General features: G+C 64.4%; 7 protein-coding genes and 6 pseudogenes. 8 read left to right on the forward strand and 5 right to left on the reverse strand.

The genetic code is table 11. The annotated features are described in order from the left end of the window. Positions 1–134 precede the first annotated feature (134 nt). The 6 genes and pseudogenes from SNOUR_RS40335 to SNOUR_RS49620 all read left to right on the forward strand — a co-directional run. Positions 135–1,286, forward strand: a complete 1,152-nt coding sequence (locus SNOUR_RS40335) for an ISAs1 family transposase (RefSeq protein WP_312635632.1) — start codon at positions 135–137, stop codon at positions 1,284–1,286. A 95-nt stretch (positions 1,287–1,381) separates the two neighbouring features. After that, positions 1,382–1,564: pseudogene (locus SNOUR_RS40340) on the forward strand (IS5/IS1182 family transposase); the annotation flags it as partial. Positions 1,565–1,699: 135 nt separating this feature from the next. After that, positions 1,700–3,256 carry an ISL3 family transposase gene (locus SNOUR_RS40345; RefSeq protein ID WP_067357823.1) on the forward strand — a complete coding sequence of 519 codons (1,557 nt, stop codon included), beginning with the start codon at positions 1,700–1,702 and terminating at the stop codon, positions 3,254–3,256. A gap of 204 nt (positions 3,257–3,460) precedes the next feature. After that, entirely contained in the window at positions 3,461–4,960 is a 1,500-nt protein-coding gene (locus tag SNOUR_RS40350; RefSeq protein WP_159425740.1) for an ISL3 family transposase, read from the forward strand. A gap of 46 nt (positions 4,961–5,006) precedes the next feature. Further along, positions 5,007–5,510, forward strand: a pseudogene (locus SNOUR_RS40355) (transposase family protein); the annotation flags it as partial. Positions 5,511–5,634: 124 nt separating this feature from the next. Next, a pseudogene (locus SNOUR_RS49620) lies at positions 5,635–5,961 on the forward strand (bestrophin-like domain); the annotation flags it as partial. Here SNOUR_RS49620 and SNOUR_RS47635 read toward each other — a convergent pair. Both SNOUR_RS47635 and SNOUR_RS40370 read right to left on the reverse strand, forming a co-directional pair. Next, a complete protein-coding gene (locus SNOUR_RS47635; protein ID WP_079143237.1) occupies positions 5,945–7,231 on the reverse strand; it encodes an IS701 family transposase in 1,287 nt (428 codons plus the stop codon). The pseudogene SNOUR_RS49620 and the gene SNOUR_RS47635 sit on opposite strands and share 17 nt — an antisense overlap. 24 nt (positions 7,232–7,255) lie before the next feature. Continuing rightward, positions 7,256–8,241, reverse strand: a pseudogene (locus SNOUR_RS40370) (ISAzo13 family transposase); the annotation flags it as partial. A 119-nt stretch (positions 8,242–8,360) separates the two neighbouring features. Here SNOUR_RS40370 and SNOUR_RS40375 point away from each other — a divergent pair. After that, on the forward strand, positions 8,361–9,125 hold the full coding sequence (locus tag SNOUR_RS40375) for a transposase family protein (RefSeq protein ID WP_067343085.1): 765 nt from the start codon (positions 8,361–8,363) through the stop codon (positions 9,123–9,125). Positions 9,126–9,136: 11 nt separating this feature from the next. Here SNOUR_RS40375 and SNOUR_RS43995 read toward each other — a convergent pair. From SNOUR_RS43995 to SNOUR_RS40380, 3 genes and pseudogenes are all read right to left on the reverse strand, one after another. Continuing rightward, a pseudogene (locus tag SNOUR_RS43995) lies at positions 9,137–9,793 on the reverse strand (ISAzo13 family transposase); the annotation flags it as partial. A 52-nt stretch (positions 9,794–9,845) separates the two neighbouring features. Next, a pseudogene (locus SNOUR_RS49395) lies at positions 9,846–10,244 on the reverse strand (transposase); the annotation flags it as partial. A gap of 129 nt (positions 10,245–10,373) precedes the next feature. Next, the gene (locus tag SNOUR_RS40380; protein ID WP_067357251.1) at positions 10,374–11,138 is read right to left on the reverse strand and encodes a transposase family protein; all 765 of its coding nucleotides are present in this window, start codon (positions 11,136–11,138) and stop codon (positions 10,374–10,376) included. 305 nt (positions 11,139–11,443) lie between these two features. Between SNOUR_RS40380 and SNOUR_RS44005 the strand changes: the two genes are divergently transcribed. Further along, positions 11,444–12,496: a M12 family metallopeptidase gene (locus SNOUR_RS44005; RefSeq protein WP_079143239.1), complete on the forward strand. Its 1,053-nt coding sequence runs from the start codon at positions 11,444–11,446 to the stop codon at positions 12,494–12,496. Positions 12,497–12,609 lie beyond the last annotated feature (113 nt).

A 12,609-nucleotide genomic window follows, 5' to 3' on the forward strand; every position in this document is an offset into this window, starting at 1 on the left:
GCCCCGCACCCCAGGGCGATTGCAAAGTCCTGGGGATTTTGTGAGTGCGCAGGTCACAGCAGTGTGACGATGGTCGAACGAAGCTCCGTTGCGGAGGTGACCTTCCCAAGTCGCCTGCGTCCAACGGAGCTTCGATGTGTCGTCAGTCTGCCACTGTCTGTCTGGTCAAGTCGCCCACCCGTCAGCATCGTGTGACGGGTCCGCTGGCCGATCGGCTGGCCAAGCTGGCCGATTCGCGGTGCCGGCGCGGGAAGCGTCACCCTTTCGTGGCAGTGCTGCTGATCGCGTGCTCCGCTGTGGTGACCGGGGCGAGGAGCTTCATGGCGATCGATGAGTGGGCCACCGATGCCCCGCAGGACGTCCTGGTCCGGCTCGGTGCCCGCACCGCAACTGCCCTGGCCGTGCGCATCCCGCCCAGCGGCGCGACGATCCGCCGAGTCATCAAGGACACCTGCCTCGGCGGCCTGGCCGACCTCCTCGGCCATGACCCGGCCGGCACCGACACCCTCGCCCTCGACGGCAAGACCGCCCGCGGCTCGCGTCTGGGCAGCACCCCGGCCGCCCATCTGCTGGCCGCGATGACCGGCACCGGCCTGACCGTCACCCAGCTCAGGGTCCCTGAGAAGACGAATGAGATCACGTGCTTCGCCGCCCTCCTGAACCCCTATGACCTGCAAGGAGTCACCGTGACCGGCGACGCGCTGCACACCCAGCGCGACCACGCCCGCTTCCTCGTCGAAACGGAGAAAGCGCACTACGCCTTCACCGTGAAGCGGAACCAGAAGAACCTCTACGAACAATTGCGAACCCTGCCCTGGGAGAAGGCGACGGCGAAGTTCTACGAACGCACCACTGGCCACGGCCGCAAAGACACCCGAGTCGTACAGGTCCTGACCGTCACTGACCTCGGCGTCAACTTCCCCCACGCCCCCCAGGTCGCCAAGGTCGTACGCCACCGCACCGACACCAAGACCAGCAAGCAGAGCCAGGAGACCGTCTACATGATCACCGACCTGACCAGCCGCCAGGCATCCCCGGAACGCATCGCGAAGATCTTGAGGGCACACTGGGTGATCGAAAACAGGCTCCACTTCGTCCGCGACACCGCCTTCCGCGAGGACACCTCCAAGATCCGCACCGGGCACAGCCCAGAGAACATGGCCACCTTGCGCAACTTCGCCATCAACCAACTCCGCACCGCCGGCCACACCAACATCGCCGCCGCACTCCGCACCACAGCCCTCCACCCCTACGAGCGGCCACTGGCCATCCTCGGACTCAACTGACCTGCGCCAACGCACGATCAACGGACTTAGCAATCGCCCTGACCGGCACCCCACCCCAACCCGAGGTTGGAAAAGGCTCACTGGGCCCGTTCCGCCAGGCGGTGTTGATACTGCGCTGGTTCCGGGAGAAGAGGTGTGTGCACTGCGCCGCGGTGGATGCTGGGATCTCGCAAGCCACCGGCTACCGCTACCTTCATGAAGGCATCGACGTTCTCGCGGGGCAGGCCCCTGACCTGCACGAAGTCCTCCAGCAGTGCCGGCGCGAGGGGACGAGCCATTGATGACGCTCCCTGAAAACGGCTCTGGCCGCAGTTTCGTGAAGGTCATGGTCAGGGGTGGGAACGAGGGATCGTTTCAGCACGGTGTTCCCTGCCGTGGCGAGCAAGATGATCGAGGATGTGCTGTTTGCGGGGATGGATGTGCGAGTGGTGCGCGTCAATGATGTCTCCGGCGGCCTGGTGCTGGAGGCGGAGTCCACGGGGCGTCCGGGTCGGTGCCCGGACTGCCGGAAGCGGGCGGATCGCGTGCACAGTTCGTATCAACGCTCCCTGGATGAGAGGCCGTTGGGTCCGCGTCAGGTCACGGTCCGGCTCCGGGTGCGACGGTTCTTCTGCGATCGATCAATCTGTTCGCGCCGGACGTTCGTCGAGCAGGTCGGCGGGCTGACCGAGCGGTACCGCCGGTCAAGCGTCGGGATGACGGGCTGGCTCTGGTCGATCGCGGTGGAGCTGGGCGGCCGTCCGGCCGCGCGGCTGTGCCGCAAGCTGCGGATGGCCGCGGGCCGGACCCGGCTGCTCAGGCTGCTGACGCCGCCGCCTGTGCCGGACCGTGCCCCGCGGGTCCTGGGGGTGGACGAGTTCGCCTTCCGCAAAGGCTGCACGTACGGCACTGTGCTGGTCGATGTGGAGGCCAGCCGGGTCGTGGATGTGCTGCCCGACCGCACATCAGAGACGTTCGCGGCCTGGCTCAAGGACCATCCCGGTGCGGAGATCATCTGCCGTGACAGGGCTTCCGCCTACACGAAGGCGGTCAAGGAGGCAGCCCCGGACGCCCTGGAAGTAGCCGATCGCTGGCATTTGCTTCAAAACTTGTCTGCCGCGATGGAGAAGACCTGCCACCAGCACCGCGACTGCCTGCGCAAACACGCAGAACAGGAGACAGTGACGAACGCACCGGAGTCGCCACCGATGCCGATGCCGCCCGCCGAGCTGCCTGGCACCCAGATCATCGAACGGACCCGTCACCGCTACGAGGACATCCACCGCCTGGTGGAGCAAGGCTGGTCGATCAGCGCCATTGCCCGGAGGCTGAACCTCGACCGCAAGACCGTGCGCCGCTTCCGCGATACCGACCTCGACCAGCTACTGGCCTCCGCTCGCGACCGCCGGCCCAACGGCGTGCTGGAACCGTTCAAGGCATACCTCAACGCTCGTTTCACCGAGACCCAGGGCCAGGCCAGCGGCACCCGCCTCTTCCACGAAATCCACGAACGCGGCTACCGAGGCAGCCGCCAGGTCGTCCGCAAACACCTTGCCGCCCTCCGGGCGGGCACCGCCGCACCGGTCCGAGCCGACATCCCCAGCCCCCGCAAGATCACCTCCTGGATCATGCGGCCCCGTGACACCCTCACCGACAGCCAAGAGGAGCGATTGCTCCAAGTCCGGCTCGCCTGCCCCGACATCACCCGCGCCTGCGATCTCGCCCGCACCTTCGCCGACCTCATCCGCCACCAACGTGGATACCTGCTGCTGCAGTGGATCCGTCAGGCCGAACAGGACGCTCCCAAACCGATGCAGAGCTTCGCCGGCTCCCTCCGACAGGACCTCGACGCCGTCACCGCCGGCCTCACCCTCCCCTGGAGTTCCGGCGCCGTCGAAGGCCACGTCAACAGGGTCAAAACGCTCAAGCGAGCCATGTACGGACGGGCCTCATTCCAACTTCTCCGCACCCGCATCCTCACCCAACCATGACCTTCACGAAACTGCGGCCAGAGCCAAATCAGGGCTCTGACCGCGCTTGCGTGAATCACCAGGTGAGGGGTGGGAACGCACGAACGTTTCGGCTTGGTGTTCCGCTGCGTGGTGATCAAGGCGATCGAGGATGTGCTGTTCCCTGGGGCCGATGTGCGAGTCGAGCGCGTCAGCGAATCCTTAGGCGAGCTCGTGGTTGAAGCGATGTCCACCAGTGGGCCGGGCCGTTGCCCAGACTGCCGACAGCGTGCGAGGCGCGTGCACAGTTCGTATCAACGACACCTCGCAGAGCGTCCGTTGGGCGCCCGCCGCGTGCTGGTCCGGCTCCGGGTACGGCGCTACTTCTGCGACCGCATGTCCTGTGCCCGCAAGACGTTCGCCGAACAGGTCGACGGTCTCACCGAGCGGCGACGCAGGTCGAGCGTGGGGCTGAAGACGTGGCTGCAATCGATCGCCACGGAACTGGGCGGACGTGCCGGTGAGCGGCTATGCCGCCAGTTGCGCCTGACCGCAGGGCGAACCAGGCTGCTGGGCCTGCTGGAGGCGCCACCGGTGCCGACACGGGCGCCGCGTGTGCTCGGCGTCGATGATTTTGCCTTCCGCAAGGGCCGCACCTACGGCACCGTCCTGGTGGATGCCGAAGCCGGCCGCGTCGTGGACGTGCTGCCCGACCGAACCGCCGAGACGCTCGCAGCCTGGCTGAAGGACCACCCGGGAGCGGAGATCATCTGCCGCGACCGCGCCACGGCCTACACCCGTGCGATCAAGGAAGCCGCCCCCAACGCCCGGGAAATTGCGGATCGTTGGCACTTGTTGCAGAACCTCTCTGCTGCAGTGGAGAAGACCTGCCACCAGCACCGGACCTGCCTGCGCAAACACGCCGAAGAGGAGGCCGGGGACAAGCCATCCGAACCGCCGACACTGGAGCTGCCACCGCCCGAGCTGCCCCGCACCCAGATCATCGAGCGCACCCGCCACCGCTACCAAGACATCCATCAACTCCTCGACAAAGGCTGGACCATCAGCGCCATCGCCCGCCGCCTGAACCTCGACCGCCAGACCGTCCGCCGCTTCCGCGACACCGACCTCGACCAGCTGCTGGCCTCGGCCCGCGACCGACGCCCCAACGGAGTACTCGAACCGTTCAAGGCATACCTCAACGCCCGCTTCACCGAGACCCAGGGCCAAGTCAGCGGCGTCCGCCTGTTCCACGAGATCCGCGAACGCGGCTACCGCGGGAGCCGCCAGGTCGTGCGCAGACATCTCACCGCCCTCCGGGCAGGCACCGCCGAACCCGTCCGCGCCGACATCCCCAGCCCACGCAAGATCACGTCATGGATCATGCTGCCGCGCGACAAACTCACCGACAGCCAGGAAGAACGACTGCTCGGCGTCCGGCTGGCCTGCCCTGACATCACCCGAGCCTGCGACCTGGCCCGGGCCTTCGCCGAACTCGTCCGCCACCAGCGCGGATTCTTGCTGATGCAATGGATCCGCCAAGCCGAACAGGACGCCCCGAAGCCCTTGCAGAGCTTTGCTGGCTCCCTCCGCCAAGACCTCGACGCGGTCACCGCCGGACTCACCCTGCCCTGGAGTTCCGGCGTCGTCGAAGGCCACGTGAACCGGATCAAAACCCTCAAACGAACGATGTACGGTCGAGCCTCTTTCAAACTCCTCCGCACCCGGGTCCTCACCCAGCCATGACGATCACGCAAGCGCGGTCAGAGCCGAAATCAGAGATCCTCATCACCATGTGGTCCTGGACGGCACACTGATCGAGTGTGACCGGCTCGCCGGGGCGCGGGAGACGGGGACGGACTGGTGGTACTCAGCCAAGCACAAGGCCTTCGGTGGGAATATCCAGTTCCTCTCTGCCCCCGACGGTACCCCGCTGTGGGTTTCCGACGTCGAGCCCGGCTCCGTTCCAGACATCACCGCCGCTCGACACCACGTGCTACCCGCGCTCTACAAGGCGGCCGCCGAAGGCCTGCCGACCCTGGCCGACAAGGGCTACCAAGGCGCCGGCATCGGAGTGCACACCCCCATCAAGCGGCCCTGCGGCCGCTCCGAGAAAGCTCTGCATGTCAACAACCGCACCTACAACCAACTCCTCCGCGGCATCCGAGCACTGGGCGAACGCACCGCCGCTGAACTCAAGCAACGCTGGCGGGCCCTACAGCACGTTACCCTCAGCCCCAGCCGCATCGGCGCCATCGCCCAAGCCGCCCTCACCCTCAACAACCAATGGAAATAACCCCCGTTGAGAAAACCTCATTCGGCCATCACTCGCGAATGGCCGAACCTAGACCACGGCGTCGAACCCAAAACCGAGGAGCACGCCGCTAACTTGCGGGCAGCGATATTGCGCATCAACCCAGGAACCACCCCAACAGCAAGCAATCTATACGCACTTGCTAGACCGACAGCACGATTGGCTGCAAGCCCGCCGAGAGTGGATCGAACGGGCCGAAGAGGGAATCAAGCCGGCCTTCTGGTGGTTTATGATCACCGGCGCAGTGCTGACCATCGGCTACATCTACTTCTTCGGGCTCACCCGAACATGGCCACATCTGATCGTCACCCTAATCCCTACGATAATGATCGTGGGAATGCTAGTGCTAGTCTGGGATGCCTCCAAACCCTTCCACGGAATGATCTCCATAAGCCCTCAACCATTCAAGACCATGCTCACAAGCTGGCAATAAAATATCCGCCACGAGCCCACAACCAGACTCTGAGTTGCTGGTGCGCGGTGTCCAGCAGGTGGGCGAAGTCATCCTCACGGAAACCCTTCTTCTCGTGACTGCGACCGTGGTGGGTGATCGTCCGGTAGATGAGCCGGGTTCGGCTGTGGGGTTTGCAGCAGACCATGCCGGCCAGCCAGACCCTGCCCGAACCACTGCCGGGCCTTGACTCTTGATCCTGGACACACGAGACACTGGATCCTGAGGCTCTGTCACGGCAGCTGTAGTTCCTGGTTGATGGGGTATTGGTGCAGGTCAAGCCGTTGCTGTGGCGGTGATGTTGTTCCATTTGCGGTGGGCTTCGGCGGCTTGGTGTTGGTGGTGACGGCGCCAGGCGGACCAGTGCAGGAGGTGGTCGCGGTCGCGTAGGGGGTGGGGCAGGGCCGGTGCCCTGCAGGAGTCGGAGCAGTTCGCGGCCGCTGGCCGGGACGAGCTCGCTGTCTGTAGTGGTGGCCGTGACGGTGTGGGCGCGGGTGACGGCCAGTACGGCAGCGGCGAGCATGCTGATCAGGGTCCAGCGCATCCAGGAGTTCCAGCAGGTGGTCTGGCCTTGGTCGAGGCCGCAGACGCCCTTGGCGAGTTGAAAGTCCTCCTCGACCTTCCACCGGCAGCACACCACGTCGACGAGTGTGGCCAGGGTGACAGAGGTGGTGGAGTGGCAGCGGTAGAAGGATAGTTCGCGGGTGTAGCGGTGGCGGCGGACCAGAACGACCGAATGGCCCGGCGCCTGGTCGTCGGGGATGTCGTCGCCGTCGATGTCGAGCATCGCCCAGTCGTAGTGGCGGTCGCCCTTGAGGCCGTGGCCGGTGCGAATCCGCATCCAGTTCCGTTTCGGGACCAGCGCGGCGAGGTCGGTGACGGTGAAACGGCCAGCCGGAGTGTCCACGCGGTGGTCGGCGCGGACGGTGAGCACGTAGTCGAAGCCGAGCTCACGAGCCCGGCGCCGCAGGCCCTTGCCGCCGTAGACCTCGTCGCCGGCCAGCCACCGGGCCGGTATACGCAGGTCGCGAGCGCGTTGGAGCATGGCGGCGGCCAGCTGGGGCTTGGTAGCGAACTCTGTCTCGTCCGGGACACCCACCCGCAGGCGGCGTTCCTCATCGGCAGCCCACCCGGCGCCGAGGTATAGAGCCCGGTCGATCGGGGCATGCCCGTTGTGGCCTGCGTAGGTGAGGTGGACAGCGACTTGGCACAGTCCGATCCCGCCCAGGGCTTGTATCTGAATAACTGTCAGGGTTGATCTGCCTGTTCGTCTCCCTCAGGAGTCAAGTGGGCTTGGATCTGTTCCAGGGTGTGGGCAGGTGATCCCGGCAGCGGTGTGACGACGACGCGGTGCAGGTCCAGGAGTCGGTGGCCGTCCTGGAACTGGTTAGACAGGTTGGTGCGGCTGACTCCCAGCAGTTGGGCCAGGAGGGTACTGGTGATCGCCCTGCGGCGGCGTAACAGGGCCGCCAGGAGACGGTGGTAGTGGTCCAGGCTGCTGGTTTGCGGGTGTCGGTAGCTGCGCGGGCGGTGGAAGCGCCGCTGGAAGGCCGCCTCGGCCAGGGCATCCCAGTAGGGCTCCGAGGTTGCCACCAGGCGTTCGAACGTGGGCCGTGGCATGCCGGTCAGTGCTGGGTCCGTGAGCATAGTGGTCAGGGCGGGGTCGATCCGCCGGATGGTCGCTGGTGTCTGTGGGGCGCGGGGTGGAATGGGGGCCACGGTGTAGTTCCAATCGCCGTGGAACGCGTTGGGTGTGATCGGTAAGGCGTGGAACTCGGCAGGGGTGACGGTGGTGCCCAGGCAGTATTTGCCCGTGTCCAGCTCGGCACCGATGGTCAGCCCTCTCCGGGTGGTCGTCGCGGCGATGGTGTCGATGACGACCTGGTAGCTGGTCAGCGGCCGCCCCCGCCAGTTCGCGGTGATATGGCAGAACATCCGGTGCTCGATTTTGTTCCATTTCGATGTTCCGGGCGGAAAGTGGCAGACCGTGATCTCAAGTCCGCTTTCCAGGGCGAAGGCGGCCAGGTGCTTCTTCCAGGTCCAGCGGCGGGGGTCGTTGGAACCGCCGGCGTCGGCGGTGATCAACAGCCTGGTGGCGTCCGGGTAGTTGTCCCGTCCGCGGCGCTGCCACCAGCGGCGTATGGATTCCACTGCGAACTCGGCGGTGTCGTGGTCGGTCCCGACGTTGACCCAGCCGGTATTGGTGGCGATGTCATAGATCCCGTAGGGAATGGCCACCGGCTGGTCGCTGGTAGTGAAGGAGCCTTTTCCAACCTGATGTGGTTGGTGGGGGTGTGGTTCGGGCGGGGTGGACGGAACGACGAAGCTCCTGGTAGACGGGTTGTCGACCAAGATCAACTGTGTCCCACCAGGAGCTTCGTGTGCTTGTCTACCCGTCGGCGATCGATCTGTCCAGCGCGTCCCTGCAGTTCCTCGCCGGCCGCCTGACAGTCCATCGTCGGCAGATCGGGACGCGGTGGCGTCGGCTGACTGCAGGCCGACAGGCCCTTCTGGTCCTGGCGCACCTGCGCTGCGGGGACACCTATGCCCGCCTCGCAGCGGGCTTCGCGATCGGTATCGCCACCGTGTGCCGCTACGTCCACGAGGGCATCGGCGTCCTGGCCGCTCTTGCCCCGACGTTGCAGCAGGCGATGAAGACCGCGGCAGGCAAGGCTTTCGTGATCCTCGACGGGACACTACTCCCCATCGACCGCGTCGCCGCCGACCGCCCGTACTACTCCGGGAAACACAAGCGGCACGGCATGAACGTGCAAGTCCTCGCCGACCCCTTCGGCCGGATCCTATGGGCCTCACCCGCACTGCCAGGAGCCGTCCACGACATCAAAGCCGCCCGAACCCACAGCATCATCGAGGCTCTCGCCTCATGTGGCGTCACATGCTGGGCGGACAAGGGATACCAAGGCGCCGGCGGCACCGTCCGTGTCCCGTATCGCGGCCGTTGGAAGCACCTCTCCCACGGTCAGCAAGCCGTCAACCGTGCCCACGCAAAAATCCGCGCCCTCGGCGAACGCGCCATGGCCACCCTCAAGAACTGGCGTCTCCTCAGGAAGCTCCGCTGCAGCACCACCCGCATCACCCACACCGCCCAAGCCATCCTCACCCTGACCCTCAACACCACAACCTGAGGTTGGAAAAGGCTCAAGGTGTGGCAGTCCACCCTGATCGGGTCCTTGCCCGGCCGCCAGGTGCGGCCGGGCCGGTCGCGATTGCCGAGCCATTCCTTGGCCTTGGTGTCGACACTGATCACCGGCTGACTGTCGTTGAGGAAAGCGGTGGCCGCGGCGTTGAGATGAGCGAACTGAGCGTCGCGGTCCGGATGGCTGGCGCCTTCGGTGGTCTTGACGGTGCCCTGCAGGCTGTAACCCAGGCCATGCAGCAGGCGCCCGACGGTTGCGGCGCTGACCCGATGGCCCTGTGACGTGAGGGTCAAGGCCAGGGCACGCAACGACAGAGTGGTCCACCGCAAGGGTGAGACGGGATCACCGCGGGTGTGCGGCTCGATCAACGACTCCAGCGCCGGTAGCAGACCCGGGTCGGTGACCGTCAACGGCTTTCGGCCGGCTCCCGGAGCCCGAACCCGCTTCGTCGGCGCCGGGTCTCCGGCCAGTTCAGTGACGCCTCGCGCGACAGTGGCCGTGCTGATCCCAGACGCAGCAGCTACCAGGGCGATCCCACCGTGGCCGATGGCCGTGGCCTCGCTGGCCAGGTAGAGCCGACGGCGGCGCTCGTCGAGATGCGGCAGGATCCGATCGAACTTGGCCCGTAACACTGCAACGGGCGGACGCACAGTCATGCTCCACCCTCCCACCAACACCACCCGGGCAAGCACTAATTGAAATACAAGCCCCCAGCGCGCCGGAGTACTGCCTCGCTGCCGCTACGCAGTCGGTGGAGGACTTGGCATCCCCGGTCTCGTCCACAATCAACACAGCGTTCTTGTCGGCGAGCTCACCGGCGGTCCACACTGCGATCCGGTCGCGAGCACGGTCGTGGTCCACCACGGCGCGGGACAGGAAATGCTGCAGCCGATGCGGGCCGGCATGTCCCAGTGCCTCGGCCAAGGTCCAGCAGTTGCGGGTGTCCAGCTCCATCAGCATCGCCTCGCACATCACCCGCACCAACGTACGCGGCTCACGGCGCTCGAAGCAGTCCACGATCCGGCCGGTCGCCGCCCCCAGCGCGGCCATCCACGCGTCCTCAGCTATCGTGGCCTCCGCGGCCACCTGGTTTTGATGAGTCTTCACAAACCGTCATGATCACGGTGGCCGCACTCATACCCGCAGGCACCCCACCATCCCGCTGACCAGCATCAACGCGGACAGCCTCGGAACTACAGCTGCCGTGACAGTGCAGGCTATGAGCCTTTTCCAACCTCAGGTTGTGGTGTTGAGGGTCAGGGTGAGGATGGCTTGGGCGGTGTGGGTGATGCGGGTGGTGCTGCAGCGGAGCTTCTTGAGGAGACGCCAGTTCTTGAGGGTGGCCATGGCGCGTTCGCCGAGGGCGCGGATTTTTGCGTGGGCACGGTTGACGGCTTGCTGACCGTGGGAGAGGTGCTTCCAACGGCCGCGATACGGGACACGGACGGTGCCGCCGGCGCCTTGGTATCCCTTGTCCGCCCAGCATGTGACGCCACATGAGGCGAGAGCCTCGATGATGCTGTGGGTTCGGGCGGCTTTGATGTCGTGGACGGCTCCTGGCAGTGCGGGTGAGGCCCATAGGATCCGGCCGAAGGGGTCGGCGAGGACTTGCACGTTCATGCCGTGCCGCTTGTGTTTCCCGGAGTAGTACGGGCGGTCGGCGGCGACGCGGTCGATGGGGAGTAGTGTCCCGTCGAGGATCACGAAAGCCTTGCCTGCCGCGGTCTTCATCGCCTGCTGCAACGTCGGGGCAAGAGCGGCCAGGACGCCGATGCCCTCGTGGACGTAGCGGCACACGGTGGCGATACCGATCGCGAAGCCCGCTGCGAGGCGGGCATAGGTGTCCCCGCAGCGCAGGTGCGCCAGGACCAGAAGGGCCTGTCGGCCTGCAGTCAGCCGACGCCACCGCGTCCCGATCTGCCGACGATGGACTGTCAGGCGGCCGGCGAGGAACTGCAGGGACGCGCTGGACAGATCGATCGCCGACGGGTAGACAAGCACACGAAGCTCCTGGTGGGACACAGTTGATCTTGGTCGACAACCCGTCTACCAGGAGCTTCGTCGTTCCGTCCACCCCGCCCGAACCACACCCCCACCAACCACATCAGGTTGGAAAAGGCTCTATGCATCCGTGGACTTCTGTCATTCTTGCATAAACGTCAAACTCGATAAGCCTCAATCTCCGCCGTTCACGCCATCGCGATCGCCTGGCACTCGGCATGAGAAGCGTTCAATGCCCCAGGGTGTTTCAATTCTATTGAGTGCACGGAATCAATCCACCCACAACGTAAGGAAACCGATATCTCATGATAATTTATCGCTTCATTACTTACGGCGTTGGTTGCGCATTAGTAATGGGCGGACATGTCGGGCCATTCAGCCCCGTAGCCTCGGTCGTGGGGAATGGTCCGGCACAAGAACCCCCGCATGCCGTGGTCAGCTTCAAGAAACTCAGCTATCAGTCATTGGACACCGTCAAGGTGGAAGTATCTTATGAGTGCATCTCCGGATCGGTCAGATTTTTGACCGTCAGCTTTGAGCAGGATCTGGGGGGCGGAAAGGAGGCAGTCGGAGACACGACTACTAAACAGGTTACCTGTGACGGAGTGGCCCAAGACGCCTCCCTCGAAATCACCAAGAATGGAGACAGTGCAGACTTTGATAAGTCCGTCGGCGGCGAAGTAGCCATCGTCTTGATGAATGAAGATGAGCCGACCGCCGAAGGGAAATTCGCGGTCCCCGCCGGCCCCTCTCCCAAATCATTGGGCTCAACTAACGAGTCCCTACGCTGGAAGGATCGACTTATCCCTTACAGTTTCGATCCCGCATTCAATGAGCAGAAAAAGGAGATGGCGCTAGCAGCGATGGACGAATGGAAGCAGAAAACCCCAATCCGATTCATCGAGCGAACGGCCGCGAATGCCGAGGAGCATCCAGACTACGTGCAGTTTAAGGGTAACGACAGCGGGTGTTATGCATACATGGGGCGAATCGGTGGAAACCAGTCCATCAATATAGGGGATGGATGTAGCCTCGGTAACACTATTCACGAAATTGGCCACGCTGCCGGCCTGTTGCATGAGCAGCAACGCCCGGACCGAGATGAGTATATCAAAATCGAGTGGGAAAACGTTGACGACGAGTATAAATCTCAATTCGAAATAGAAAATAATGACATGGGTACGTTTGGGACGCCATATGACTTTGGGTCAATTATGCAATATCCGTTGTCGGCCTTCAGTAAGAATGGCGCAGACACAATGGTTCCTATATCAGAAATTCCTGCCGGGGTGGAAATAGGGCAGAGGGAAGGGCTTTCCTCTGGTGATATCTCTGCGATACAAGCCATGTATCCGTGAGCCCCGCCCATACTTTCGCACCTCGAACCAGAACTTCAAAGAAATTCGGGAAAAGCCCTTAAGTTTACTGAGCGTTTTTCATCCTGGCCCTTGAGGGGTGAAGTGCCTGGTCA

The organism is Streptomyces noursei ATCC 11455 (genome assembly GCF_001704275.1).
In the GTDB taxonomy this organism is placed as follows: Bacteria; Actinomycetota; Actinomycetes; order Streptomycetales; family Streptomycetaceae; genus Streptomyces; species Streptomyces noursei.

Excerpts from the sequence above, each read along its gene's own strand:
- SNOUR_RS40350 (WP_159425740.1), top strand. The coding sequence starts at position 3,461 with ATGTCCACCAGTGGGCCGGGCCGTTGCCCAGACTGCCGACAGCGTGCG.
- SNOUR_RS40335 (WP_312635632.1), top strand. The coding sequence starts at position 135 with ATGTGTCGTCAGTCTGCCACTGTCTGTCTGGTCAAGTCGCCCACCCGT.
- SNOUR_RS44005 (WP_079143239.1), top strand. The coding sequence starts at position 11,444 with ATGATAATTTATCGCTTCATTACTTACGGCGTTGGTTGCGCATTAGTA.
- SNOUR_RS40345 (WP_067357823.1), top strand. The coding sequence starts at position 1,700 with ATGGATGTGCGAGTGGTGCGCGTCAATGATGTCTCCGGCGGCCTGGTG.